26 protein-coding genes are annotated in these 23,331 nt (G+C 69.0%); 10 read left to right on the top strand and 16 right to left on the bottom strand.

The window, feature by feature from the left end:
- Nucleotides 1-7: 7 nt before the first annotated feature.
- Nucleotides 8-985 (bottom strand): 4-hydroxy-tetrahydrodipicolinate synthase, encoded by a 978-nt coding sequence (dapA, locus tag OED01_RS06525; RefSeq protein ID WP_264157565.1) that lies wholly within the window; start codon nt 983-985, stop codon nt 8-10.
- 54 nt (nt 986-1,039) lie between these two features.
- Between dapA and OED01_RS06520 the strand changes: the two genes are divergently transcribed.
- Nucleotides 1,040-1,576 carry an NUDIX domain-containing protein gene (locus OED01_RS06520; protein WP_264157564.1) on the top strand — a complete coding sequence of 179 codons (537 nt, stop codon included), beginning with the start codon at nt 1,040-1,042 and terminating at the stop codon, nt 1,574-1,576.
- A 12-nt stretch (nt 1,577-1,588) separates the two neighbouring features.
- Here OED01_RS06520 and OED01_RS06515 read toward each other — a convergent pair whose 3' ends face one another.
- The 3 genes from OED01_RS06515 to OED01_RS06505 are packed head-to-tail and all read right to left on the bottom strand — an operon-like array spanning nt 1,589 to nt 3,632.
- The gene (locus tag OED01_RS06515) at nt 1,589-2,350 is read right to left on the bottom strand and encodes an SDR family NAD(P)-dependent oxidoreductase (protein ID WP_264157563.1); all 762 of its coding nucleotides are present in this window, start codon (nt 2,348-2,350) and stop codon (nt 1,589-1,591) included.
- Nucleotides 2,350-2,826 (bottom strand): dihydrofolate reductase, encoded by a 477-nt coding sequence (locus OED01_RS06510; protein ID WP_264157562.1) that lies wholly within the window; start codon nt 2,824-2,826, stop codon nt 2,350-2,352. Before OED01_RS06510 ends, OED01_RS06515 begins: the two co-directional genes overlap by 1 nt.
- Nucleotides 2,823-3,632, bottom strand: a complete 810-nt coding sequence (locus OED01_RS06505) for a thymidylate synthase (RefSeq protein WP_264157561.1) — start codon at nt 3,630-3,632, stop codon at nt 2,823-2,825. The genes OED01_RS06510 and OED01_RS06505 overlap by 4 nt, the downstream gene beginning before the upstream one ends.
- A gap of 96 nt (nt 3,633-3,728) precedes the next feature.
- On the opposite strand from OED01_RS06505, the gene OED01_RS06500 reads away from it, so the two are divergent.
- From OED01_RS06500 to OED01_RS06490, 3 genes are all read left to right on the top strand, one after another.
- Nucleotides 3,729-4,139: a thioredoxin family protein gene (locus OED01_RS06500; RefSeq protein WP_264157560.1), complete on the top strand. Its 411-nt coding sequence runs from the start codon at nt 3,729-3,731 to the stop codon at nt 4,137-4,139.
- A gap of 23 nt (nt 4,140-4,162) precedes the next feature.
- Nucleotides 4,163-4,747, top strand: a complete 585-nt coding sequence (locus OED01_RS06495) for a DUF4395 domain-containing protein (RefSeq protein WP_264157559.1) — start codon at nt 4,163-4,165, stop codon at nt 4,745-4,747.
- A 72-nt stretch (nt 4,748-4,819) separates the two neighbouring features.
- Nucleotides 4,820-5,245, top strand: coding sequence for an OsmC family peroxiredoxin (locus OED01_RS06490; protein WP_264157558.1), 426 nt, complete (start codon nt 4,820-4,822; stop codon nt 5,243-5,245).
- A 27-nt stretch (nt 5,246-5,272) separates the two neighbouring features.
- Here the strand turns inward: OED01_RS06490 and OED01_RS06485 are convergent, their stop codons facing one another.
- Both OED01_RS06485 and dapB read right to left on the bottom strand, forming a co-directional pair.
- Nucleotides 5,273-5,716: a hypothetical protein gene (locus OED01_RS06485; protein ID WP_264157557.1), complete on the bottom strand. Its 444-nt coding sequence runs from the start codon at nt 5,714-5,716 to the stop codon at nt 5,273-5,275.
- Nucleotides 5,713-6,459 carry a 4-hydroxy-tetrahydrodipicolinate reductase gene (gene dapB, locus OED01_RS06480; RefSeq protein ID WP_264157556.1) on the bottom strand — a complete coding sequence of 249 codons (747 nt, stop codon included), beginning with the start codon at nt 6,457-6,459 and terminating at the stop codon, nt 5,713-5,715. Before dapB ends, OED01_RS06485 begins: the two co-directional genes overlap by 4 nt.
- Nucleotides 6,460-6,546: 87 nt before the next feature.
- Between dapB and OED01_RS06475 the strand changes: the two genes are divergently transcribed.
- Nucleotides 6,547-7,014, top strand: a complete 468-nt coding sequence (locus OED01_RS06475) for a GNAT family N-acetyltransferase (protein ID WP_264157555.1) — start codon at nt 6,547-6,549, stop codon at nt 7,012-7,014.
- A gap of 11 nt (nt 7,015-7,025) precedes the next feature.
- Here OED01_RS06475 and OED01_RS06470 read toward each other — a convergent pair whose 3' ends face one another.
- The 3 genes from OED01_RS06470 to OED01_RS06460 form a co-directional block, all read right to left on the bottom strand.
- Complete coding sequence (locus OED01_RS06470) at nt 7,026-7,628, bottom strand: histidine phosphatase family protein (protein ID WP_264157554.1); 603 nt, start codon at nt 7,626-7,628, stop codon at nt 7,026-7,028.
- Between the two features lie 68 nt (nt 7,629-7,696).
- Entirely contained in the window at nt 7,697-8,725 is a 1,029-nt protein-coding gene (locus tag OED01_RS06465; protein WP_264157553.1) for an aldo/keto reductase, read from the bottom strand.
- A 210-nt stretch (nt 8,726-8,935) separates the two neighbouring features.
- Complete coding sequence (locus OED01_RS06460; protein WP_264157552.1) at nt 8,936-11,212, bottom strand: polyribonucleotide nucleotidyltransferase; 2,277 nt, start codon at nt 11,210-11,212, stop codon at nt 8,936-8,938.
- 320 nt (nt 11,213-11,532) lie between these two features.
- On the opposite strand from OED01_RS06460, the gene OED01_RS06455 reads away from it, so the two are divergent.
- Nucleotides 11,533-12,843 carry a UDP-glucose dehydrogenase family protein gene (locus OED01_RS06455; protein ID WP_264157551.1) on the top strand — a complete coding sequence of 437 codons (1,311 nt, stop codon included), beginning with the start codon at nt 11,533-11,535 and terminating at the stop codon, nt 12,841-12,843.
- Nucleotides 12,844-12,869: 26 nt separating this feature from the next.
- Here OED01_RS06455 and OED01_RS06450 read toward each other — a convergent pair whose 3' ends face one another.
- Nucleotides 12,870-14,795, bottom strand: coding sequence for a GDSL-type esterase/lipase family protein (locus OED01_RS06450; RefSeq protein ID WP_264157550.1), 1,926 nt, complete (start codon nt 14,793-14,795; stop codon nt 12,870-12,872).
- A 154-nt stretch (nt 14,796-14,949) separates the two neighbouring features.
- On the opposite strand from OED01_RS06450, the gene OED01_RS06445 reads away from it, so the two are divergent.
- Both OED01_RS06445 and OED01_RS06440 read left to right on the top strand, forming a co-directional pair.
- Nucleotides 14,950-15,570 carry a DedA family protein gene (locus OED01_RS06445; protein WP_264157549.1) on the top strand — a complete coding sequence of 207 codons (621 nt, stop codon included), beginning with the start codon at nt 14,950-14,952 and terminating at the stop codon, nt 15,568-15,570.
- A gap of 9 nt (nt 15,571-15,579) precedes the next feature.
- Nucleotides 15,580-15,759 (top strand): DUF5302 domain-containing protein, encoded by a 180-nt coding sequence (locus tag OED01_RS06440; protein WP_264157548.1) that lies wholly within the window; start codon nt 15,580-15,582, stop codon nt 15,757-15,759.
- A 65-nt stretch (nt 15,760-15,824) separates the two neighbouring features.
- Here the strand turns inward: OED01_RS06440 and OED01_RS06435 are convergent, their stop codons facing one another.
- Nucleotides 15,825-16,469: an FMN reductase gene (locus tag OED01_RS06435; protein WP_264157547.1), complete on the bottom strand. Its 645-nt coding sequence runs from the start codon at nt 16,467-16,469 to the stop codon at nt 15,825-15,827.
- A 1-nt stretch (nt 16,470) separates the two neighbouring features.
- Entirely contained in the window at nt 16,471-17,697 is a 1,227-nt protein-coding gene (locus tag OED01_RS06430) for an LLM class flavin-dependent oxidoreductase (protein WP_264157546.1), read from the bottom strand.
- A gap of 109 nt (nt 17,698-17,806) precedes the next feature.
- Between OED01_RS06430 and OED01_RS06425 the strand changes: the two genes are divergently transcribed.
- Nucleotides 17,807-18,946 (top strand): acyltransferase family protein, encoded by a 1,140-nt coding sequence (locus OED01_RS06425; RefSeq protein WP_264157545.1) that lies wholly within the window; start codon nt 17,807-17,809, stop codon nt 18,944-18,946.
- Between the two features lie 65 nt (nt 18,947-19,011).
- Nucleotides 19,012-20,016 carry an isopenicillin N synthase family dioxygenase gene (locus OED01_RS06420; protein WP_264157544.1) on the top strand — a complete coding sequence of 335 codons (1,005 nt, stop codon included), beginning with the start codon at nt 19,012-19,014 and terminating at the stop codon, nt 20,014-20,016.
- Nucleotides 20,017-20,126: 110 nt separating this feature from the next.
- Here the strand turns inward: OED01_RS06420 and rpsO are convergent, their stop codons facing one another.
- The 4 genes from rpsO to OED01_RS06400 form a co-directional block, all read right to left on the bottom strand.
- Nucleotides 20,127-20,396 (bottom strand): 30S ribosomal protein S15, encoded by a 270-nt coding sequence (rpsO, locus tag OED01_RS06415; RefSeq protein WP_144877366.1) that lies wholly within the window; start codon nt 20,394-20,396, stop codon nt 20,127-20,129.
- A gap of 192 nt (nt 20,397-20,588) precedes the next feature.
- Nucleotides 20,589-21,143 carry a YceI family protein gene (locus OED01_RS06410; protein WP_264157543.1) on the bottom strand — a complete coding sequence of 185 codons (555 nt, stop codon included), beginning with the start codon at nt 21,141-21,143 and terminating at the stop codon, nt 20,589-20,591.
- A gap of 137 nt (nt 21,144-21,280) precedes the next feature.
- Complete coding sequence (locus OED01_RS06405; protein WP_264157542.1) at nt 21,281-21,649, bottom strand: FKBP-type peptidyl-prolyl cis-trans isomerase; 369 nt, start codon at nt 21,647-21,649, stop codon at nt 21,281-21,283.
- Nucleotides 21,650-21,895: 246 nt separating this feature from the next.
- A complete protein-coding gene (locus OED01_RS06400; RefSeq protein WP_264157541.1) occupies nt 21,896-23,305 on the bottom strand; it encodes a PrsW family intramembrane metalloprotease in 1,410 nt (469 codons plus the stop codon).
- Between the last annotated feature and the right edge of the window lie 26 nt (nt 23,306-23,331).

Below are 23,331 nucleotides of genomic sequence, written 5' to 3'. Positions count from 1 at the left end.
TGATGTCTCAGCGCGTCGTGCCGTGCACCTTCGGCAGCGCACCGCCCGCGGCCGCATTGCGGTCGGGGCGGAAGTTGGAGAAGTCGGCACCCGCCACGTCGGTGACGAGGGCGAGTTCGTCCTCGATCAATGCGGCCTCCCACTCCTCCGGCCCCACCAGGGGCAGGCGGACGCGGGGGCTCGAGATGCGCCCGAGCCCGTGCAGGATGTACTTCGCCGACACGGTGCCCGGCACGTGCGTCATGACGGCGCGCACGAGCGGTTCGAGCCGCTTGTGCTCGGCCGTCGCGGCAGCGAGATCCCCTCGGTTCACGGCGTCGATCATGGTGCGGTACGGAGTCGCGGTGATGTTGGCGGTGACGCCGATGAGCCCGGTCGCTCCGATCGCGAGGTGCGGCAACGCGTTCGCGTCGTCGCCCGAGAAGTACATGAGGTCGGTCTGGTTGAGCACGCGACTGACCTCGCTGAAGTCGCCCTTCGCATCCTTCACGGCGAGGATGTTCGGATGCTTGGCCAGGCGCAGGATCGTCTCGTACTGGATCGGCACGCCGGTGCGGCCGGGGATGTCGTACAGGATGACCGGCAGGTCTGTGGCATCGGCGACCAGGCGGAAGTGGGTCAGGATGCCGGCCTGCGTCGGCTTGTTGTAATACGGCGTGACGATCATGATGCCGTCCGCGCCGGCCTTCTCGCTGGCCTTGTAGAGCTCGATCGCGTGGGCGGTCTCGTTGGACCCGCCGCCCGTGATGATGCTGGCGCGGCCGGACGAGACGGACTTGCCGACCTCGACGAGCTTGAGCTTCTCGTCATCCGTCAGGGTCGAGGTCTCGCCGGTCGTTCCCGTCACCACGACGCCGTCAGCACCCGCGGTGATGACGTCATCGATGTGCTTCTCGACGGCGGGCCAGTCGACTTCGCCGTCGGCCGTCATCGGAGTGACGAGCGCGACGAGAACCTGTCCGAAAGGGTTGCCCGAGTGCGTCATGCTCCCAGCGTATCGGTTCGGCACCGCCGCCCGTGCGGGGATACACTCGCCCGCATGGCCTGGCAGACCGAGCATTCCCGCGTCGTCTACGAGAATCCGTGGATCTCGGTCCGCGAGGACGCGGTGACCGGCCCCGCAGGCCCCGGCATCTACGGCGTCGTCACGATGCGGCACCCCGCGGTATTCATCGTGGCTCTGGACGACCGGGAACGCGTGTGCCTGGTCGGGCTGGACCGGTACACGACCGGTCGCTCCGTCGAGGTCCCGGCGGGCGGCAGCGACGGTGAGGATCCGCTGACGGCGGCGCAGCGCGAGCTCCGGGAGGAGACCGGCCTCCAGGCGAACGAGTGGACGCCGCTGGGCACGATGAATGCCCTGAACGGTGTCACCGTCGCCCCCGAGCACGTGTTCCTCGCGCGCGGGCTCAGCACCGCCGATCAGGCCGACGCTCGTTCGGAGGAGGGCATCGACGAGGTGCTGTGGGTGCCTTTCGGCGACGTGCTCGACATGGTCGCCGACGGGCGGATCACGGACGGCGAGACGATCGCGGCGATCGCGTACGCCGGCATCCGTCTCGGGCGCTTCCGCTGACTCCGGCGCCCCTCAGACGCGACCGCGACGCGCGGCGCGCGACGTGAGCGACGCCGGGAGCACCTTCGTCAGTGCGACGATCGCCTTGTATCGCCACGACGGGATCGAGACGGCCCGCCCCCGCGCGGCGTCGTGCAGCCCTTCTCGCACCACGTCCGCGGCGTCGAGCCACATGATCGGCGGGATGCCCTCCTCGCCCTGAGGAAGTCCCATCCGCTCGTGGAACGTGGTGTGGGTGAAGCCGGGGCACAGCGCCGTGACGGTCACGCCGTCTCGCGCGTACTCGGCGTTCGCCCAGCGGCTGAAACCGATCAGCCAGGACTTGCACGCCGAGTATGTCGAGCGCGAGATGAAACCGGCAACCGACGCCACGTTGATGATGCGTCCGCCGCGCCCGCGCATGACGGCGAGGGCCGCGTGCATGAGGCGCATCGGCACCTCGACATGCAGCCGCAGATGCCGGACCTCGTCGTCGATGTCGTTGTCGGCGAAATGAAGTGGCAGTCCGAATCCGGCGTTGTCGATCAGCAGGTCGATCGGCTGCGCCTCGTCGCCGATGCGCGAGACGACCCGATCCAGATCGCCCTCGTCGAGCAGATCGGCCGCGAGCACCTCGACCGCCACACCGTGCTGTGCGCGCAGCTCGTCGGCGAGTGCGTCGAGCGCCCCGGCCGAGCGCGCGACCAGTACGAGATCCGCCCCTCGATGCGCGAGCTGCCTGGCGAACTCCGCCCCGAGGCCGGCGCTCGCGCCGGTGATCAGTGCGATGGGCATCAGCGCTCGTATCGCAGGAACCGGTAGCGGATGCCTGTGCGCGAGGTCTCCCAGTCTCCCTCGGAGACGAGGCGCCAGCCCGTCTTGTCCGGCGCGAAGGCATCGCCCGCGACGTCGAGATCGATCTCGGTGATCTCGAGGCGGTCTGCCTCTCCGATCACCTGGCTGAAGATCTCGGCACCGCCGATGACCCAGACCTCGTCGCGACCTCGGACGGCTTCCGACACCGTGGCTGCGCGGCGGGCCCCGTCCGCCGCCCAGTCCTGACGTCGGGTGATGACCACGTTCTCACGGCCGGACAGCGGCCGGAAGCGCTCGGGAAGCGAGTCCCACGTCTTGCGTCCCATGATGACCGGGGCGCCGAGCGTGACGTCCTTGAAGTGCGCGAGGTCCTCCGGCACGTGCCACGGCATGCCACCCTCGGCGCCGATCACTCCCCCGCGCGCCTCGGCCCAGATCAGACCCACCCAGGTCATACCGCCACCGCCGCGCGGATCGGCGGGTGGTGCTGGTAGTCCTCGATCACGAAGTCGTCGTAGACGTAGTCGAAGATCGATTCGGGCTTCCGCGCGAAGCGGAGCGCGGGGTACGGGAAGGGCTCCCTCGTGAGCTGCTCGCGGACCTGCTCGACGTGGTTGTCGTAGATGTGGCAGTCGCCCCCGGTCCAGACGAAGTCGCCGGGCTCGAGGCCGACCTGGTGGGCGATCATCTGGGTGAGCAGCGCATAGGAGGCGATGTTGAACGGGACTCCGAGGAACAGGTCGGCGCTGCGCTGATACAGCTGGCAGGAGAGTCTGCCGTCCGCCACGTAGAACTGGAACAGCGCGTGGCACGGCGCCAGAGCCATGTCGGGGATGTCCGCCGGGTTCCAGGCCGACACGATCAGGCGCCGGGAGTCGGGCGACTGCCGGATCTGCTCGATGACCTCGGAGAGCTGATCGATGTGGCCGCCGTCCGGTGTTGGCCATGACCGCCACTGCACTCCGTACACGGGTCCGAGGTCGCCCGAGGCGTCCGCCCACTCGTCCCAGATGGTGACGCCGTTGTCCTGCAGCCAGCGGACGTTGGAATCGCCGCGCAGGAACCACAGCAGTTCGTACGCGATCGACTTGAAGTGCACCCGCTTCGTGGTGATCAGGGGGAACCCCTGCGAGAGGTCGAACCGCAGCTGACGGCCGAACACGCTGAGCGTGCCCGTCCCGGTTCGATCGTCCTTGTGCGTGCCCTCGGCGAGCACTTCACGGAGCAGGTCTTCGTACGGCGTCGGGATGGCTTCGCGCATGCTCCACACGATACCCGCAGACCACCGACATGGACGCGTCGGTCACGCTTCGCAACAACGGCCCCCGGCTTCACGGAACGGCCGTACCCTCGATCCATGTCGCCCGCACTCGCCCTTGTCATCGCCGGTGCTCTGATCATGCTCGCCGTGATCGTCGGTGTCGCGCTGCGTCTCGCCGACGGGCACCGGCGCGGCGGCGGCCACCTGCGCTTCGATCCGGTCGACGCCGAGGGCTCCCTGGGCTCGCGGGCCACGCTCGTGCAGTTCAGCACCGAGATGTGCGCGCGATGCCCTCAGGTGCGCCGGATGCTGAGCAGCGTGGCGTCCGCACGGGACGATCTCGCGCACATCGAGGTCGATCTCACCCATCGTCCCGACCTGTCCAGCCGCTACCGCATCCTCCAGACGCCGACGACCTTCATCGTCGATGCGACCGGCGCCGTCCGAGCGCGATTCAACGGCGTGCCGCACCCGAACGCCCTCACCGAAGCCCTCGCCGGCGTCTGACGACGACGAAGACAAGGAACGACATGTCCCCCACGCCTCCCGCCGGCATCGACCCCCGCGGCCCGCGCTTCGCCGCCGGCATCACCGCCGCTCTGCTGCTCATCGCCGTGGTGCTCTCCCTGATCGGCATCTCGACCGCGCAGGATGTGGCGAGCTTCGGATGGTTCGCGTATCAACCGCTGTCGGGCGCGACGTTCGTGCCCGGCTCCGACTGGGTCATCGTCGTCGCCCCGCTCGCGCAGCGCGCCCTGGACCCCGGTCTCCTGCTGCTGGTCGTGATCGCCCTCCTGTTCCTCTGGGGCGTCGCCTGGCCGCGCACGGCACCCTGGGGTGTGGTGTTCCGGCGCTTCGTCCGTCCGCGACTGGACCCGCCGACCGAGCTCGAGGACCCCCGCCCGCCCCGGTTCGCGCAGGGTGTCGGCCTGTTCGTCGTCGGCACCGGGATCGTGCTGCACCTGCTCGGCGTGCCGTGGGCTCTGCCGATCGCGGCCGCGGCCGCGTTCATCGCGGCCTTCCTGAACGCGGTATTCGGCTTCTGCCTCGGCTGCCAGCTGTACCTGCTGCTGCAGCGTGCCGGACTGGTCGGCCGCGCAGCGCCGGTGGCCTGATCGCCCGGTTCCGTCGGCATCGACCGATCGCTAGGCTGGCCCCACCACCCGCCTGACCTTCGGAGGAACATCATGCCCGTCACCAGCGAAGCCACCACCACCTGGACCGGTTCACTCACCGAGGGATCCGGCACCGTGTCGTTCGCCACATCGCACCTCGGCACCTTCCCGATCGACTGGAAGTCCCGCAGCGAGGGCTCCGAGACGACCACGACGCCGGAGGAGCTGATCGCCGCGGCTCACGCATCCTGCTTCAGCATGGCGTTCTCGCATGCCCTGGCCGAGAACGGCACTCCCCCCGAGCGCGTCAACACCACCGCATCGGTCACGTTCAAGCCGGGCACGGGCATCACCGGCAGCCACCTCAACGTGAACGCGTCCGTTCCCGGGCTGTCGGCCGAGAAGTTCCAACAGATCGCCCAGGACGCGAAGACCGGATGCCCGGTGTCGCAGGCGCTCTCCGGCATCGAGATCACCCTCGAGGCCACACTCGCCTGAGTCGTCGTCCGCGGAGGGGCGGATCCGTCAGCGGGTCTGCTTCTCCACCCTGATGGCCTCGCGGATGCTGGCGCGGGCGTCCTTGCGACGCCCGGCCGCGTCCTGCACGACGCCGAGACGATAGTGGGCACGCCACTCCTCCGGCGCGGACTCCGCGGCGGCCCGATAGCGGGTCACGATGCCCTCGGCATCCGCCTCGGCGATCTTCCCGCGGGCCGTCAGCTCGGTCTCGGCCTCCGGCATGCCGCCCTCGGCGTCCAGCCGGCGCCCGAGGCGATCGGCCGACACCCCGAACTGGATCTCGCGGATCAGCGCCCAGACACCGATCAGCGGCAGAACGATCGCAGCGACACCCATGGCGATGGCGATCGGCTCGCCTGTGCCCATGAACAGGAACGCCTGCTGACCGGCGACGATGAAGTACAGGATCAGGCAGACGCCCATCAGGACGATGCCGATGCGTGCGGTCATGAACGGGCTCGGATGCCGATGTCGACCATGTTCTCCAGGCCGACGACCACCCCGCGCGCGCCGAGCGCGTACGGGACGGCGAGACGGATGCCCGGCGCATACGCGAGCGACGGTTCGACCGTGTCGTGGGTGAAGGTGAGCGACTCGCCCGGTCCGGACAGGACGACATCCTGCCGTGCGATCACGCCAGGACGACGCAGGGAGTGGATCGGAACACCGGCGACCTGCTGACCTCTGGCGCGTTGGTCGACGTGCGGAGCGCTCACCGGCCCCTGATCGGTTCGGGAGGCCGCGATCAGCTCTGCCGTGCGCACCGCCGTGCCGCTGGGGGAATCGATCTTCGTGTCGCGATGCGCCTCGACGATCTCCGCGGAGTCGAAGAACGGGGCGGCCGCGGATGCCAGGGCGGAGCCGAGCACCGAGCCGAGCGAGAAGTTCGGGATGAAGACCGCACCGGTACCGGCGGCCTCGACGAGCGGACGCACCAGAGCGATGCGCTCGTTCGACCAGCCGGACGTGCCGACGAGCACGTTGAGACCGCGCTCGACGGCTGCCCTGACGACCTCGACGCTGACCTGCGGGGTCGAGGCGTCGACGACGAGATCGGCACCGTCGAGCTCGGACCAGTCGCTCGTCGAGGTGAGCACGCGCGACACCTCGAAGCCCTCGAGGCCGTCGATCACGTCCCGGATGATCGATCCGAGCTTTCCGGTTCCGCCGACGAGTGCTACCTGCGTGGTCATGCTCCCAGTCTATTTCGCGGCCGTCACCGGCCGGGACACCGCGCGGAGCGCGCTCGGGACCCTCGCGACGCCAGTAGCGTTGGTGCCATGCTCGAGTTCCGCGACGCCTCCCCCGCCGACCCCGAATCGCACGCGATCCTCGTCGAGTACTTCGCGCTGCGCGCAGCAGAATTCCCCGGTGGCTCGTACACGCCGACCTTCCCGGCGCCGGGCGCGTTCATACCGCCCGCCGGCGTCTTCCTGCTCGCGGGCCCCGAGGAAGCAGCGGTGGGCTGCGGCGGCATCCGCAGGCTGGACGACTCGGATGCCGGCGTCCGCTACGAGGTCAAGCATCTGTTCCTGCGCCCCGAGGCGCGAGGGCAGGGCTGGGGTCGGGCGATCCTGGAAGAGCTCGAGCGCCGGGCCAGGGAGTTCGGCGCCACCGAGCTCGTGCTCGACACGCACCACACGCTCGAATCCGCCGGCGCGCTGTACGAGCGCAGCGGCTTCGAGTCGATCGAGGCGTACAACCACAACCCGAACGCGACGCGCTGGTACCGCAAACTCCTCCTCTGATCCGGCTCGTGTCACACCGGGACGGGGTCGGGAAGCCCTGTCCGCAGCTCGACGGGCAGATGACCGAGGTCGTTGTGCGTGAGCAGCGTCCACGGACGCCCCTGCTTCTGCGCGATCACCGTCAGGCCGCAATGCGCCTGGTTCAGCGTCATCCAGCGCCATTCCGGGGCGCCGAGGACTTCCCGTACGAACCAGGAGACGACGAAGTTGTGGGTGATGAGCACTTCGTGCACGTCGCCCTGCTTGCGCACGAGGAACTCGTTGACCGCGTCGGCCATCTGAGCGCCGCCCGCTTCGATCTCGGCATCCGTGATCGATCCGAAGAACGGCTCGAACGCCGCCGGCGTGTCCTCGGTGAGTCCGGTGGGCACGCAGTCGAACAGCAGCGCCGACGGCTCAGGGGCCACCGCGGGCAGTCGAGCCGAGATCGCTCGCGCCGTCTCGGTTGCACGCAACAGCGGCGAATGCCATACGGCGTCGAGCGGAAGTCCGGACAGCCGATCGGCGATCAACTCCGCCTGCCGCTGCCCCCGAGGAGAGAGGGGTCCGTCATCGACGCCGTGCTCGGCATCCTGATGTTCACCATGTCTGACCAGATATATGTAGTGCGTCACAACCCACTCGCTTCGTCGCCCGCCCCCTTCGGCAGGCCTGTCCAGCCTAGCCGAGCGGTTGCGGATGCTCAGTCGCCCGCGCGGGTGAGATCGGCGATCTGAGTGCGCGACAGCGCGACACCAGCGCCCTGCATGAGCTCATCGACGTGCTGGGTCGCGAAGGTGTTCACGATCGGCGCGACCACGGTCCGCTGCGCCAGCAGCCAGGCCACGGAGATCGCCGCGACCGGCACCTGCAGATCGTCCGCCACCTGATCGAGAGCTTTGAGGATGCGGTTGCCGCGGCGGTTCAGATGCTCGCGCAGCTGCACTCCGCGCACGCCCTGCGAGGCGAGCGCCTTGCTGCGATGGCGACCGGACAGAAAGCCGTGCTCGAGCGCGTGCGACGGCGTCACGGCGAGCGTCTGCGCGCCGGCGACCAGGCGCATGTCGCCCTCGAAGGGCTGCCGGCGCACGAGGTTGTACGGCGCATCGAGCACCTCGATGCGCGGGTAGCCCGCTGAGGCGAGGATGCGCGCTTCGACGAGGCGTTCCGGACTGAATCCGAACGCGCCGACGGCACCGATCTTGCCCGCTTCGCGCAGCCATTCGACCGTCGCCAGCGTGTCCTCGATGTTCGTCGTCGCGTCGAAGGTCGCGTCCAGGTACAGCACGTCGACCCGTTCGACGCCCAGTCGGGTCAGGGACCCTTCGACCGCCCTGACGAGGTTGACCGATCCGAGACCCGGATTGTCGGCGTGCGAACCGATGCGCGCGCTGAGCAGCATCCCGTCCCTGCGCCCGCGGGAGCGCAGCCACTGACCGATGATGTGCTCGCTGCGTCCACCCGAGAAGCCGTCGGCGGTGTGGATGGCGTTGCCGCCGAACTCCACGTAGCGGTCGAGGATCTCGTGGCTGGTCTCCAGATCGACGTTCCAGCCGAACTCGGCGGCCCCCAGCATGAGCGGGAACGTCTCGAATCCGGTCTCGCCGAGCGGAACGCGCAGCGACTCCCCCACGCCTGGGCCGACGACCGGGATCGGAGCGGACGGATGCTGCGCGAGCGCGCTCTGCGCCGCCTCGGGTGTCCCGGCGGTACCGACGCCGAATATCCGCATGCTCTCACCCCCGCGAGTCGACCTGCATTGCCATGCGCTGTATGCACCCCCCGGTGCTTTTCTTCGAGAGTAGAGGACGTTCGTCGACTCCCCCGCCGTTCCGGCGAACGGCGGGGGAATTCGCCATAACGTTTTCATCACGCCGGACACGACGAAGACCCGGATCCTCTCCTGTGCGGAGCAGACCCGGGTCTTCGACCGATCAGAGGATCAGGCCTCGGTGGCCTCGGCCTCGGGCGCCGCGTCGGCTGCCGGAGCGTCGTCCAGGACGGGCTCGAGCGACAGCTTGCCGCGGTCGTCGATCTTCGTGATCTTCACGAGGATCTTCTGGCCGACCGAGAGGACGTCATCGACGTTCTCGACGCGCTTGCCACCGGCGAGCTTGCGCACCTCGGTGACGTGCAGCAGGCCGTCCTTGCCGGGCAGCAGCGAGATGAAGGCGCCGAACGTGGCGATCTTCACGACGGTGCCGAGGAACTGCTCGCCGACCTCCGGGTTGGTGGGGTTGGCGATCGCGTTCACCTGCGCACGAGCGGCCTCGGCCGAAGGGCCGTCGGTCGCGCCGATGTAGACGGTGCCGTCCTCCTCGATGGAGATCTGCGCGCCGGTCTCGTCCTGGATCGCGTTGATCGTCTTGCCCTTCGGGCCGATCAGCTCGCCGATCTTGTCGACGGGGATCTGGACACTGATCACGCGCGGCGCGGTCGGTGCCATCTCGTCCGGCGTGTCGATCGCCGCGTTGAGGACGTTCAGGATCGTCAGACGCGCGTCCTTGGCCTGCGTCAGGGCGCCGGCGAGGACCTCGGACGGGATGCCGTCGAGCTTCGTGTCCAGCTGGATGGCCGTGACGAACTCGCTCGTGCCGGCGACCTTGAAGTCCATGTCGCCGAGGGCGTCCTCCGCACCGAGGATGTCGGTCAGCGCCGCGTAGCGGGTCTGACCGTCGACCTCGTCGGAGACCAGGCCCATGGCGATACCGGCGACGGGAGCGCGCAGTGGCACACCCGCGTTCAGCAGCGACAGGGTCGAGGCGCAGACGGAACCCATCGACGTCGAGCCGTTGGAGCTCAGCGCCTCGGAGACCTGACGGATCGCGTAGGGGAACTCCTCGCGGCTGGGCAGCACCGGCACGAGGGCGCGCTCGGCGAGGAAGCCGTGCCCGATCTCGCGACGCTTCGGCGACCCGACACGACCGGTCTCACCGGTGGAGTAGGGCGGGAAGTTGTAGTGGTGCATGTAGCGCTTGCTCGTCACCGGGGACAGCGAGTCGATCTGCTGCTCCATCTTGAGCATGTTCAGCGTGGTGACACCCATGATCTGGGTCTCGCCGCGCTGGAAGATCGCCGAACCGTGAACGCGCGGGATGACCTGCACCTCGGCATCCAGCGGACGGATGTCCGCAAGACCGCGACCGTCGATGCGGACGCTGTCCTTGAGGATGCGTCCGCGGACGATCTTCTTGGTGACCGACTTGTACGCCGCCGAGAACTCGAGGGTCGCAACAGCCTGCAGCTCGCCGGCCTCGACGGCCGCGAGCAGCTCCGCGTGGACGCGCTCCTTGATGGCGTCGTCAGCGCTCTGACGCTCCTTCTTGTCGGCGATCTGGTAGACGCCGACGAGGTCGTCGTATGCGCGCTGCGCGACGAAGTCGTAGGTCTCCTGGCTGTACGGCAGGAAGACCGGGTAGACGCCGGGCTCCTTGGATGCCGTGGCGGCCAGCTCGGCCTGCGCCTTCACCAGCTGCGCGATGAACGGCTTGGACGCCTCGAGGCCCTGTGCGACGACCTCTTCGTTGGGCTTGGTGGCGCCGCCCTTGATCAGGTTCCAGCTGTTCTCGGTGGCCTCGGCCTCGACCATCATGATCGCGACGTCTTCGGTGCCGTCGGCCTTGGTGACCACACGACCGGCGACGATGAGGTCGAACACGGCCTCCGACACCTGCTCGGCGGTCGGGAAGGCGACCCACTGGTCCTCGTGCTGTCCGTTACCGGGGATGAACGCCAGGCGGACGCCGGCGATCGGGCCGGAGAACGGCAGACCCGAGATCTGGGTCGAGGCGGATGCCGCGTTGATCGCGAGCGCGTCGTAGAACTCGCCGGGTGCGATCGAGAGGACCGTGATGACGATCTGGACCTCGTTGCGCAGGCCGTCGACGAACGACGGACGCAGCGGACGGTCGATCAGACGGCAGACGAGGATCGCCTCTGTGGAGGGACGGCCCTCGCGACGGAAGAACGAACCGGGGATCTTGCCTGCTGCGTAGGAGCGCTCTTCGACGTCGACCGTCAGCGGGAAGAAGTCGAAGCCTTCGCGCGGGTGCTTGCCTGCGGAGGTGGCCGACAGCAGCATGGTCTCGCCGTCGAGGTAGGCCGCGACAGAGCCCTGGGCCTGCTGAGCGAGGCGTCCGGTCTCGAAGCGGATGGTGCGGGTGCCGAAGCGGCCGTTGTCGAGAACGGCCTCGGTGGCGGTGATTTCAGGACCTTCCAAGAGGTCTCTCCTTCTTTGTTTCCTCTCGCGGGTCCGTGTGATCCGCGAGCGTGCATCGGAGCGGAGACGGAGAGTCCGGGCGCGCGGGCATTCCCGCGAATCTCACCTGCGCTGGCCACCAGTAGAAGACCACCCGACCGTTCGTGCCGAGGAACCCACCACAGGGGACCAGCTTCTCGCCGGTTCCACTCCCTGTCAGCGTACCAGCGAGAACTCGCGAATCCGCGATCACAGCGGAAATCCGAACCCGTCACCGCCCGGTCATGCCGCGTTCACTCCTCGGTCGTACACCGGTGCGGGCGCATCGATGACATGGGTTCATGCGCATGTCAGTGATCGGATGCGGTTATCTCGGTGCGGTCCATGCGGCCGCGATGGCGTCGATCGGGCACGACGTCGTCGGCGTCGACGTGGATGCGGCGAGGATCGCGGCTCTGCGCTCCGGTCGAGCGCCGTTCTTCGAACCGGACCTGGACGATCTGCTCGCGGCGGGGCTCGCCTCAGGGCGTCTGCGATTCACCGATGAGATGTCGGCCGCGAGTGGCGCCGACATCCACTTCCTCGCGGTCGGCACCCCGCAGCGCCCCGGCGCCCATGCCGCCGATCTGCGGTACGTGGATGCCGCGGTCGACGCGCTCGTGCCGTATCTGCGCCCCGGCGACCTGCTCGCCGGCAAGTCGACCGTTCCGGTGGGCACGGCGGCGGGCATCGCCGAACGCATCTCACCGTCCGGGGCCGTCCTGGTGTGGAACCCGGAGTTCCTGCGCGAGGGCTGGGCCGTGCACGACACGATCACCCCCGATCGCATCGTCGTCGGCGTGCCGGACGGCGCCGACGGCGAGCGCGCCGCGACGCGGCTGCGCGAGGCATACGGTACGGCACTCGAATCGGGCGCGCCTTTCCTGGTCACCGACCTCGCGACCGCCGAGCTGGTGAAGGGGGCGGCCAACGCCTTCCTCGCGACGAAGGTCTCGTTCATCAACGCGATGGCGGAGATCGCCGAGGCCGTCGGCGCCGATGTGACCCTGCTCGCGGACGCGCTCGGCCATGACACCCGAATCGGGCGCCGCTATCTGGGCAGCGGCATCGGCTTCGGCGGCGGATGCCTGCCCAAGGACATCCGTGCCTTCGCCGCACGGGCGGAGGAGCTCGGTCACGGGGACGCCGTCGGGTTCCTGCGGGAGGTCGACGCGATCAACCTGCGCCGCAGGGACCGAGCGGTGCAGATGGTCGTCGACGCTCTCGACGGCCGCGTGCACGGCACGCGCGTCGCCGTCCTCGGGGCCGCCTTCAAACCGTTCAGCGACGACATCCGGGATTCGCCGGCGCTCGAGGTCGCCGTCCGGCTGCGCGGTCTGGGCGCCGATGTCGTCGTGACGGATCCGGCCGCGCTCGAGAACGCGCGTGCGCTGCATCCTCAGCTCGCCTACGCCGACGACCGCGATGAGGCCCTGCGGGGTGCGGATGCCGTGGTCCTCGTGACCGAGTGGGACCTGTACCGCCGGGAGATGGACCCGGACCGCGCCGGTGCCCTGGTGGCCCGGCGGATCATCGTCGACGGCCGCAACTGCCTGGATCCGAGCAGCTGGCGCGCAGCCGACTGGCGGTATCACGGCATGGGACGCCGCTGAACGCACGCCCGCCGACCGACAGCGACTCAGCTCACCCGCGCCTGGCGCAGGCTGGTCGACCGGCCGATGTACACGTAGTCGTCGTGCTTGGCCACGCGCCCGTCACCGGCGACGCGTCCGCGCATCCTCCGCCACGCCCACGGCAGCGCATGGTCGCGCCACCAGGCCGCCCGCGTGCTCGACTCGGATTCGTGGAGCACGGCATCCAGGGCGCCGAGCGCCTCCGCGTGCGGCACGTCCAGCACCTCTCCGGCGCGATACGCGAGGAACCGGTGGCCCCGACTGCCGAGATGGACGAGGTCTTCGCCCCAGTTGGAGCGATCCGCGAGGGACGGATGCAGATCGGTGTCCAGCAGCATGGCTCCGGTGCGCTCCGCGATCTCCGCGAGCGCACCCGCGAACGCGCCGAACCTCCGCGCGAACAGCCCGGCGGCTCGGCGATCGGGAAGGAACGGCGTCACGAGCAGCACATCGGCGCCGTCGGCTCGGAGCGTGCGCACCGCACCCTCCAGCTTGTCCGCCAGTGCGGCGACGTCGGCGTCCGATCGCACCAGATCGTTCGCCCCCACCAGGATCGACACGAGGTCGGGGCGGAGCTCGCGCGCCCGCCGCAGCTGCTCACCGCACACGTCGTCGACGCGCCGCGAGCGCACGGCGAGGTTGGCGTAGTGCAGCCCGCCTCGCGCCGCGAGCAACAGCGCCAGCCGATCGGCCCAGCCGCGCAGCGCACCGTCCGGCGCCGGGTCGCAGAGCCCTTCGGTGAGCGAGTCGCCGAGCGCCACGAAACGGTTCCAGCGGCGCCCCGGGTAGGACACCGCGGGCTCCGGCCTACGCGTGCGCGGCGAGCGCAGCGACCGGTCGACGGCGTGGAGCGTCGCGGCCTCGCCGAAATGATCGAGAAGCTGAGTGCACACCGTCGACCAGCTGCGACCGGACACGGCGATGCGGCCTGCTTCGCCGAACGCGCGTCGCTTGCGCGCGTCGCCGGCCAGGTCTGCGACGCGCATGCGCAGGTCGTCCAGGTCACCGGGGCGGTACAACCAGCCGTCGATGCCCATCCGCACGAGATCCAGTGGACCTCCGCTTCCCGTCGCCACGATCGGCACGCCGCTGGCGTGCGCCTCCTGCAGCGTCTGCCCGAACGTCTCGCTCTCGCCCGGGTGCACGAACACGTCGAGCGACGCCATCGCGGTCGCGAGCTCGTCGCCTTCGAGGTGCCCGAGGAACAGCGCCTCCGGCATCATCGCCTCCAGGCGCGCCCTGGCCGGCCCCTCTCCGATGATGACCAGGCGCACTCCGGGAATCCCTCGCAGCGCGCGCAGATCCTCGACCTGCTTCTCCGCAGCCAGCCGTCCGACGTAGCCGACCAGCACCTCTTCGGCCGACGTCCGCCGCCAGCCCGCGTCGCGCCGACTCGGCTGGAAGCGTTCGGCATCGACGCCTCTGCCCCATCGCCTGATCCGATCGACGCCGAGACCCGCGAGCTGCTGCTCGGACTCCGACGACGGTGCGAGCGTGAGGGTCGCCCGACGGTGCAGGCGCACGATGTGGTTCTGCGCGAAGGTCGTCGTCGCCGCAAGGCCGTAGCGCTCGGTGTACGCGGCGACATCGGTCTGGTACGCCGCGACCGCCGGAACGCCGAGCCGGCCGGCCGCGAGCACGCCCCGCCAGCCGAGCGCGAACGGCGACGCGAGATGGACGACGTCGGGGCGGAAGCGCTGCAGGGACGCCGCCACGCGGTGCGCGGTGGCCGCGCCGACGCGCACGTTGCGGTACCCGGGCAGCGCGAGGCTCGGCACCGGCTCCACCCTCGCGCCGTGCAGCGACTGCGGAATGCCGACGGCATCCGGTGCGAGGATGTGGGCTGCGTGCCCCTCGCGCTCGAGATGACGCAGGATCTGCATGACGGATCCCGTCACGCCGTTCATGTGCGGAAGGAAGGATTCGGTCACGATCGCGACTCTCACCGTGCCAGGATCCCGCGCCGCTGCGGCCCGACCCGACCGCAGCACCCGTTGTCGCGCAGAGTTCACCCGTTGCACGACTGCCCGTCACCCGCTATCCCCGATTCGGTTCCCGTTCACCTCGCCGCGCCAGAGTGGCGGAGTGATCACGGATGGCGTCACCGAACTCGTCACAGGTCCCTGGGCCCTCGCGGTGATGTCCCTGCTGGTCCTCGGCGACGCGTTCTTCGTCGTCGTGCCAGGCGAGATCGCGGTGACGGCTCTCGGTGCTCTCGCCATCTCCACCGGCGCACCGCCGTTGTGGGCCGTGATCGCCTGCGCCGCCGTCGCGGCGATGTCGGGCGATCTGCTCTGCTATGCGATCGGCCGCTGGGCCGGGACCGAGCGCTGGCGATGGATGCGGTCCGAGCGCGTCCGGTCAGCGCGCCGCTGGGCCAGAGGGCGCCTCGAATCCGGCACGGCCGTCGTCCTGTTCACGGCGCGCTTCATCCCGTTCGCACGGCTCGCGATCAACGTGACCGCCGGCGCGACGCGCATCCCGCTCCCCCGCTACGCCGCTCTCGTGTCGCTCGCCGCGACGGGCTGGGCCGCCTACCAGGCCGCGATCGGAGCGCTCGTCGCGACGATCCTGCCCGGCGGCCCTGTGGTCGCGATCATCGTGTCCGTGGTCTGCGCCGTCGCGATCGGGGCGCTCATCGATCTGGTGCTCCGGCGCCGCACGCGTCGGAAGAGCCCCTCCCCTTCTGCGCCGCGGTCCGACTAGGCTGGCGGCATGAGCACGCCAGACGACGCCGTCTCCTCCTCGGACGAGATGAAGCGCAAGTTCAAGGAAGCGCTCGAGAAGAAGAACGCGCAGCATCGCCAGGGCGAGGCGCACCTGGACGGCGATTCCGCCATCCACGGGACGCACTCGGCCCAGACGCACCGCGAGTTCCGACGCAAGAGCGGTTGACCGCACAGAGAAGGCCGCCCCGATCGGGGCGGCCTTCGTTCTGTCCTGACGGGTGACGCTCCGTCTCACTCGCCGGCGAGACCGCCGAGCAGGTGTCCGAACGATCGCCCCTCACCCAGGTACGTCGCCGGATCGAAGGGGTCGCCGGTGACGGCGGCATCCTTGCGTGCGATGGCGTCGGCCAGTTCCCTGGCGCCCTTCTCGACGCGCTTGCCGAGCGGAGCGACCTCATCGCCTCCGCCGCCCCAGTCGCTGGATGCCGCGAACACGCCGGTCGAGACCGGCTCCGCGTGCAGGTACGCGAACAGCGGCCGGATCGCGTAGTCGATCGCAAGCGAGTGCCGAGCCGTACCGGCATTGGCGCCGAGGAGGACGGGTTTGCCCGTCAGCGAGTCGACATCGAGGACGTCGATGAACGACTTGAACAGCCCCGAATAGCTCGTCGAGAAGATCGGGGTCACGGCGATCAGGGCATCCGCGGAGACGACCGTGTTGATCGCCGTCTCCAGCGCGGGCGGGGCGAAGCCGGTCAGCAGGTTGTTCGTGATGTCGTGCGCGAGATCGCGCAGCTCGATCACATCGACGCTGACCTCGATGTCGCGCTCGGCGAGCAGCCGAGTCGTCTCGGCTGCCAGCCGGTCGGCGAGCATGCGGGTGGAGGACGGGTTCGACAACCCCGCCGACACGACCGCGATCCGACGCATGGTCATCTCAGGCCTCCTTCCGGCCGACGCCGAATGCGGCACCCGCGGGCTGCGGGGTGTCCTGGTACGGCGAACCCGCGGTGAGGTTGTCGCCGCGGTTCGCGCCGGGGCGCGCCTCCCGTGCGGGCCCGTCGCCGTAGGCTGCGGCGACCAGAGACGCGTGCGTCGGGGCATCCGGCACGGAGGCGGGACGATTCTCGGCCAACTCGCGCCGGAGCACCGGAACCACCTCTCCACCGAGGATGTCGAGCTGTTCGAGCACCGTCTTCAGCGGCAGCCCCGCGTGATCGATGAGGAACAGCTGACGCTGATAGTCGCCGAACGTGTCACGCATCGCGGCGTACCGGTCGATGACCTGCTGCGGCGAGCCGACCGTCAGCGGCGTCATCTCCGTGAAGTCCTCCATGCTGGGGCCGTGGCCGTACACCGGTGCGTTGTCGAAGAACGGGCGGAACTCGTTCACGGCGTCCTGCGAGTTCGCGCGCATGAACACCTGGCCGCCCAGTCCCACGATCGCGGTCTCGGGATCGCCGTGGCCGTAGTGCGCCCAGCGCTGGCGGTACAGCTCGATCAGCCGCTGGTAGTGCTCCTTGGGCCAGAAGATGTTGTTCGCGAAGAAGCCGTCGCCGTAGTACGCGGCCTGCTCGGCGATCTCGGGCGTGCGGATCGAACCGTGCCACACGAACGGCGCGACGCCGTCGAGCGGACGCGGTGTCGACGTGAAGCCCTGCAAAGGGGTACGGAACTTGCCCTCCCAGTCCACGACGTCCTCGCGCCACAGCCGGTGCAGCAGGTTGTAGCTCTCGATCGCGAGCGGGAGTCCCTGGCGGATGTCCTTGCCGAACCACGGGTACACGGGGCCGGTGTTACCGCGGCCGAGCATGATGTCGGTGCGACCGTCCGACACATGCTGGAGCATCGCGAAGTCCTCGGCGATCTTGACCGGGTCGTTCGTAGTGATCAGCGTGGTCGACGTGGAGAGGATGATCCGATCGGTCTGACCGGCGATCGCGGCGAGCGTCGTCGAGGGCGAGGACGACCAGAACGGCGGGTTGTGGTGCTCGCCGATGGCATAGACGTCCAGCCCCACGTCCTCGACGTGCTTCGCGATCGTGATTGCGTCCTTGATCTTCTGCGCCTCGCTCGGCGTCTCACCCGTGACCGGGTTCTGCGTGATGTCGCTGACGCTGAAGATGCCGAACTGCATCCCCGCGGTGACGGTCTGCTCGCTCATGTGATGCCTCCAGGACGGATGCCGAGGCATCCAGTTGTATTCGTTTGAATGTATCTGTGTCAACGCGGTGCGCACAACTTTATTCCCGAACCCCGGGTAGCCTCGGAGGATGAGCAGTGCCGCGCATCCTCCGACCGGCCCCGTCACCGGATCGATCCAGCGGCCTCGCCGTCGTGTTCCCTTCTGGGACAACGCCCGCTACGCCTGCATCGTGCTGGTGGTGCTGGGTCACGCCATCCAGCGTCTCACCTACGACTCCGACATCGCCATGGCGCTGTACCTGTCGTTCTACGCCTTCCACATGCCCGCGTTCGCGATCATCGCCGGCTACTTCTCGAAGTCCGCGCCGCCGACCAAGCGCCAGATGGCGCGGGTCATCACGGACATCCTGGTGCCGTACGTCATCTTCGAGATGCTGTGGACCCTGACGAAGTGGCTCGTGGAGGGTCAGGCGTCTCCGAATCTCACCGAGCCGTCCTGGACGCTCTGGTTCCTTCTGGCTCTCGGCATCTTCCGGCTCGTGCTCCCCTACCTCGCCCTCCTGCGCTGGCCGCTGCTCTGGGCACTGCTGATCTCGATCGGAGCGGGGTACCTGCCCAACGTCGACAGCACGTTCTCGCTCTCGCGCACGCTCGGCTTCCTACCGTTCTTCGTCCTGGGCTGGTGGCTTCGGGAGCACGACGTCGTCGACAGGTTCCGGCTGATCGACTTCCGGCCGTGGTGGCTGCGGCTGGTCGCCGTCGTGATCTTCGCGATCGACGCCTTCGTGGCTTGGAACTGGGTGGAGCTGTGGTCCAGCATCGACATGGACAAGTGGTTCTTCTACGACGACTCTTACGCGGACCTCGGCAACGACGCATGGTGGTCCGGTGGCGTGCGCCTCGCCCTGATCGGCGTCGGACTGCTGCTCAGCGCCGCGTTCTTCGTGCTCATCCCCCGACGGACGACCTGGTGGACGCAGTTCGGCCAGTACACGATGTACGTCTATCTGCTGCACTCGTTCATCCTGTACCCGTTCCGCGAATCCGGCATCCTGCGCGATGCCGAACCGACCTGGCTCTGGTTGCCCAGCGTCATCCTGCTGTCCGTGGCCATCGCGATCGTCCTCGCGACGCGGCCCGTCCGCTGGCTGTTCCGCCCGCTCGTCGAACCGCGCCCTGCGTGGCTGTTCCGGGACCGTTCGCTCGTCCCGAATCCGGATCGCCGCAACGACCCGACCGGCTCACGCAGGCCCAGAGCGCGCGAGTGACCGCCCCTCGGTAACGCGGCGCAACACGGCTCGCCCCGGCGGCCCGGCGCGCCTAGCCTCGGTTCATGGCAGACCTGAACCTCCCGATCCTCGACCTGTCGCGCCTCGATGCGGGCTCCGAGGCCGCCGCACGGTTCCGCGACGACCTGCGCGCAGCGACGCACGACGTCGGGTTCTTCTATCTCACCGGCACCGGCGTCTCCGCCGAGCTCACCGCCCGTCTCCATCAGGCCGCGAAGGAATTCTTCGCCCTGCCGGAGAAGGAGAAGCTCGCGGTCGAGAACATCAAGAGCCCGCACTTCCGCGGGTACACGCGCATCGGCGGAGAGCGCACGCAGGGCCAGGTGGACTGGCGTGAGCAGATCGACATCGGCCCCGAACGCGAGGCGGTCAAGGGCGGCCCGTCGTTCAACCGCCTGATCGGCCCGAACCTCTGGCCGAGCGCGCAGCCGGAGCTGCAGGAGATCGTCCTGGAGTGGCACGCGAAGCTCAGCGAGGTGGCCAGGAAGCTGCTGCGCGCCTGGGCGCTCGCGCTCGGCGCCGAGGAGGACTACTTCGAGGCGAACTTCGGCGAGCCGTCGACACTGATCAAGATCGTCCGCTATCCGGGCACGCACGAACCGGAGCCGCAGCAGGGCGTCGGTGCGCACAAGGACTCCGGAGTGCTGACCCTGCTGTGGGTCGAACCGGGCAAAGGCGGCCTGCAGGTCGAGCGCGACGGCGACTGGGTGTCAGCGCCGCCGGTGGACGGGGCGTTCGTGGTCAACATCGGCGAACTGCTGGAGTACGCCACGGGCGGCTATCTGAAGGCGACCAACCACCGCGTGATCTCGCCGAAGGCTCCGGATGAGCGCATCTCGGTGCCCTTCTTCTTCAACCCGGCCCTGGACCGCACGCTGCCGATCATCGACCTGCCGACGGAGCTCGCGGCGCAGGCCACCGGCGTCACCCAGGATCCGGACAACCCCATCCACAGCCTCTACGGCGAGAACGCGCTGAAATCTCGCCTGCGGGCGCATCCGGACGTCGCGGCCATCCACCACGCGGATCTGATCGCACTGTCCGTGTAGTCCCGCCGCCCGGGTGGACGACGCCGCCCGGACAGGACGAAGGCCTCCCCACACCGTGGGGAGGCCTTCTCAAGAATGTTCTGCGCGATTGTACGCTGGCTCGCTTCGCGTTATCGGCGAAGACCCAGGCGCGCGATCAGCGAGCGGTAACGCTCGATGTCGACGCCCTGGAGGTAGCCGAGCAGACGGCGGCGCTGACCGACGAGCAGGAACAGACCACGACGCGAGTGGTGGTCGTGCTTGTGCTCCTTCAGGTGCTCGGTCAGGTCCTTGATGCGCTGCGTCAGCATCGCGGCCTGCACCTCGGGGGATCCGGTGTCACCGGGGTGCGTCGCGTACTCTTCGATGATCGCCTTCTTGACGTCTGCTTCCAGTGCCATAGATTCGATCCCCTCTCTGCTTGTTGCGCGGCGCCCGACGCCTGATGCGTGGGCTCTCTTTATCCGCGGCCGATCGAACGGCAACTGAACGAGTCTACCAGGCCGAGAGCGGTCCGGCGACGCGGGCTCATCGCCCGGGATGCGGAGAACCCCGCGTCCTGGCGGACGCGGGGTTCTCCGTCGACGAAGCCGTCAGTCCTGCTGAAGCGAGCCCTGCAGGTCGAGGTTGATCGTGATGTCCTTGCCGACGAGCACGCCGCCGGTCTCGAGTGCGGCGTTCCAGGTGAGACCGAAGTCCTCACGGTTGATCGTCGTGGTCGCCGAAGCGCCGGCCTTGTAGTTGCCCCACGGGTCGACGCCGAAGCCGCCGAAATCGAGCGCGAAGGTGACCGGCTTCGTGGTGCCGCGGATCGTCAGGTCGCCGTCCACCAGGAAGTCGCCGTCCTCGAGGCGGGCGCCGGTCGAGACGAACTCCATGGTCGGGTGGTTCTCGGCGTCGAAGAAGTCGGCCGAGCGCAGGTGCGTGTCGCGCCCCTCGTCCTTCGTGTCCACCGAAGCGACATCGACGCTCGCGGTGACCTTGGCATCCAGCGGGTTCTCCGGAGCCACGAGCGTGGCGCTCTTCATTCCGAAAGTCCCGCGGACCTTCGAGATCATCATGTGGCGGACGCTGAAGGTCACCTCGCTGTGTGCGGGGTCCAGAACCCAGGTGCCTGCGCGGTAGCCGGGAATGTCGATGGTGCTCATGTGCTCTCCTCGAGAAGATCGGGCCGCATCCGCGGCGTTCGATACAGGGTAACTCGTATGCGTGTGAATGTATTCCGAACAACCGGTGACATGACGAAGGCCTCCGGCTCGATGCGAGACGGAGGCCTTCGAACGGTTCAGCCGACGGCGACCAGATCGATGATGAAGATCAGGGTCTTGCCGGAGAGGAAGTGCCCGGCGCCGGCGGGACCGTACGCGAGGTGCGGCGGGATGACCAGCTCACGACGACCGCCCACCTTCATGCCGGGGATGCCGTCCTGCCAGCCCTGGATCAGGCCGCGCAGCGGGAACTGGATGGTCTCGCCGCGGCCCCAGGAGGAGTCGAACTCTTCACCGGAGTCGAACTCGACACCGGCGTAGTGCACGGTCACGGTGTCGCCGGGCTTGGCCTCGGGGCCGTCACCCTCGATGATGTCTCGGACCACGAGCTCCGTAGGAGCGGGACCGGCGGGAGCGTCGAACTCAGGCTTCGTGCGATCAGTCATGCCTCCATCCAACCCGAGCCCACTGCGCCGGTCAACGTGACGAACCGTGCTCACAGCGAACAAAGACGAGACGCCCGCGTGAGGCCCCGGCGTCGGGCCGTCCTGGGCGCCCGAGGCCAGCCGAAGTACCTCTTGACAGCGTGACCGACCGGGTGCACCCTGGTCACAGATCAACTCAGCGCCCGGGAGTCTCGCAGGCATCGCCGCAGCACCGGGCGCTGAGTCTTGCTATGGACGGCCCACTGTTCAGTACGCGAGCAGCGCGGCCCTCGCCGCCCTCGTGCGCATCAGCAGGGCGCGCTCATCCTCTGCCGCGTAGCGGTCGCGACCGCTGATCGCGCGCTGACGGACGGCGGCGAGCGCCGTCGCATCCTTGATGAACCCGCGCATGATCGGGCGCCGGTCGCCGCGCAGCGTCGCCGCCCAGGCGAGCCCGACTTTGCGGCCGGCGCGCGTCGCGAGCATGTCGACCTCCTGCGGCGTGAACCACCCCGCGACCGCGTACTCGGACAGCCGTTCTCTGGTCAGGCGGGCCTCCTCGCGCTTGAGAGCGACGATGCCGAGGATGAATCCGACGAACAGCGGCACCTGCAGCGTCACGTACAGCACGAAGAAGTCGGCGAACGTCGCCGAGCCGTTCCAGAATCCGTGCAGCAGCATCGCGCCGAGCATGCCCAGCGCACCGGCACCGAGCACACCGGCGACCGATGCTCCGCGCCGTGCCGCGAGGCCGATCGCGAACCCGGTCAGCGCCGTGAACATGGCGTGCGCGAAGGGCGACATGAGCCCGCGCAGCACGAAGGTCATGGTGAGCTGCTCTCCCCCGCCCTCGAGCAGGCTGATGGCGAAGTACTGGATGTTCTCGGTGAATGCGAAGCCGGCGCCGACCAGCGCGCCGTAGACGATGCCGTCCACGGGACCGTCGAAGGTCCGCCTGGCCATCAGGTAGATGAGGAACACGCCGAGGCCCTTGAAGAGCTCCTCGACGATGGGCGCCTGGATCACCGCCGCCGCGTCGACGTCGTCGACGCCGAACATCACGTCGAACAGCAGGGTGAGACCGACCGCGGCGATCGCACCCCAGGCGATCGCGAAGATCACGATGCGCTTGGGCTCCGGCTCCCAGCGGTCGATGAGGCGCACGCCGAAGAAGACGATGGCGAGCGGGATCAGCGCCAGCACGAGCCCGATGATCGATGCCACGGAGCCGAGGGCCCAGACGAAGTAGCCGGCCAGCGCGAGCAGCAGGAAGCCGAGCACGCCGAACAACCAGATCGAGACCGTCCGCCCCTTCCGGACCGGCATCGGCAGCGCGGGGATCGCGGGTGCCGGGGCCGGAGCGGCCGGTGCCGCGGGCGGTGCGTAGAGGGCAGGCTGCGCGAGCGCGGACGCGTACACGGGTCGACCGAACGGCGCCGGCGTGTACTGCGGCTGCTGCGGTGGCGCGTAGGCCGCCTGCTGCGGCGCGGCGAAGCCCTGTCGGGGCGGAGCCGGCGGCTGGGTCGGCGGCGCGTACTGCGGCGGTTGCCCGTGCGACACCTGCGGAGCAGGTGCATGTCCCGGCTGGGGATTCGGCTGCGGCGGCGGCGGAACAGGCGCCTGCGCCGACGGCGGCAGGTAGGACTGCTGAGGCTGGTCGGATCCTCCGGTGGTCATGGATAGAGCCTAGAGGCACTGGCGCC

The sequence above is a fragment of the Microbacterium sp. M28 genome (genome assembly GCF_025836995.1).
Lineage (GTDB): Bacteria > Actinomycetota > Actinomycetes > Actinomycetales > Microbacteriaceae > Microbacterium.
Note: the sequence above shows the minus strand (reverse complement) of the source record. Positions and strands in the feature narration are given on the sequence as shown.

Excerpts from the sequence above, each read along its gene's own strand:
- OED01_RS06435 (WP_264157547.1), bottom strand. The coding sequence starts at position 16,469 with ATGACCATGCGTCGGATCGCGGTCGTGTCGGCGGGGTTGTCGAACCCG.
- OED01_RS06410 (WP_264157543.1), bottom strand. The coding sequence starts at position 21,143 with ATGAGCACCATCGACATTCCCGGCTACCGCGCAGGCACCTGGGTTCTG.
- OED01_RS06420 (WP_264157544.1), top strand. The coding sequence starts at position 19,012 with ATGGCAGACCTGAACCTCCCGATCCTCGACCTGTCGCGCCTCGATGCG.
- OED01_RS06455 (WP_264157551.1), top strand. The coding sequence starts at position 11,533 with ATGCGCATGTCAGTGATCGGATGCGGTTATCTCGGTGCGGTCCATGCG.
- OED01_RS06500 (WP_264157560.1), top strand. The coding sequence starts at position 3,729 with ATGTCGCCCGCACTCGCCCTTGTCATCGCCGGTGCTCTGATCATGCTC.
- rpsO (WP_144877366.1), bottom strand. The coding sequence starts at position 20,396 with ATGGCACTGGAAGCAGACGTCAAGAAGGCGATCATCGAAGAGTACGCG.
- OED01_RS06440 (WP_264157548.1), top strand. The coding sequence starts at position 15,580 with ATGAGCACGCCAGACGACGCCGTCTCCTCCTCGGACGAGATGAAGCGC.
- OED01_RS06490 (WP_264157558.1), top strand. The coding sequence starts at position 4,820 with ATGCCCGTCACCAGCGAAGCCACCACCACCTGGACCGGTTCACTCACC.
- OED01_RS06400 (WP_264157541.1), bottom strand. The coding sequence starts at position 23,305 with ATGACCACCGGAGGATCCGACCAGCCTCAGCAGTCCTACCTGCCGCCG.
- OED01_RS06515 (WP_264157563.1), bottom strand. The coding sequence starts at position 2,350 with ATGCCCATCGCACTGATCACCGGCGCGAGCGCCGGCCTCGGGGCGGAG.
- OED01_RS06505 (WP_264157561.1), bottom strand. The coding sequence starts at position 3,632 with ATGCGCGAAGCCATCCCGACGCCGTACGAAGACCTGCTCCGTGAAGTG.
- OED01_RS06425 (WP_264157545.1), top strand. The coding sequence starts at position 17,807 with ATGAGCAGTGCCGCGCATCCTCCGACCGGCCCCGTCACCGGATCGATC.
- dapB (WP_264157556.1), bottom strand. The coding sequence starts at position 6,459 with ATGACCACGCAGGTAGCACTCGTCGGCGGAACCGGAAAGCTCGGATCG.
- OED01_RS06510 (WP_264157562.1), bottom strand. The coding sequence starts at position 2,826 with ATGACCTGGGTGGGTCTGATCTGGGCCGAGGCGCGCGGGGGAGTGATC.
- OED01_RS06465 (WP_264157553.1), bottom strand. The coding sequence starts at position 8,725 with ATGCGGATATTCGGCGTCGGTACCGCCGGGACACCCGAGGCGGCGCAG.
- OED01_RS06430 (WP_264157546.1), bottom strand. The coding sequence starts at position 17,697 with ATGAGCGAGCAGACCGTCACCGCGGGGATGCAGTTCGGCATCTTCAGC.
- OED01_RS06475 (WP_264157555.1), top strand. The coding sequence starts at position 6,547 with ATGCTCGAGTTCCGCGACGCCTCCCCCGCCGACCCCGAATCGCACGCG.
- OED01_RS06495 (WP_264157559.1), top strand. The coding sequence starts at position 4,163 with ATGTCCCCCACGCCTCCCGCCGGCATCGACCCCCGCGGCCCGCGCTTC.
- OED01_RS06520 (WP_264157564.1), top strand. The coding sequence starts at position 1,040 with ATGGCCTGGCAGACCGAGCATTCCCGCGTCGTCTACGAGAATCCGTGG.
- dapA (WP_264157565.1), bottom strand. The coding sequence starts at position 985 with ATGACGCACTCGGGCAACCCTTTCGGACAGGTTCTCGTCGCGCTCGTC.
- OED01_RS06405 (WP_264157542.1), bottom strand. The coding sequence starts at position 21,649 with ATGACTGATCGCACGAAGCCTGAGTTCGACGCTCCCGCCGGTCCCGCT.
- OED01_RS06485 (WP_264157557.1), bottom strand. The coding sequence starts at position 5,716 with ATGACCGCACGCATCGGCATCGTCCTGATGGGCGTCTGCCTGATCCTG.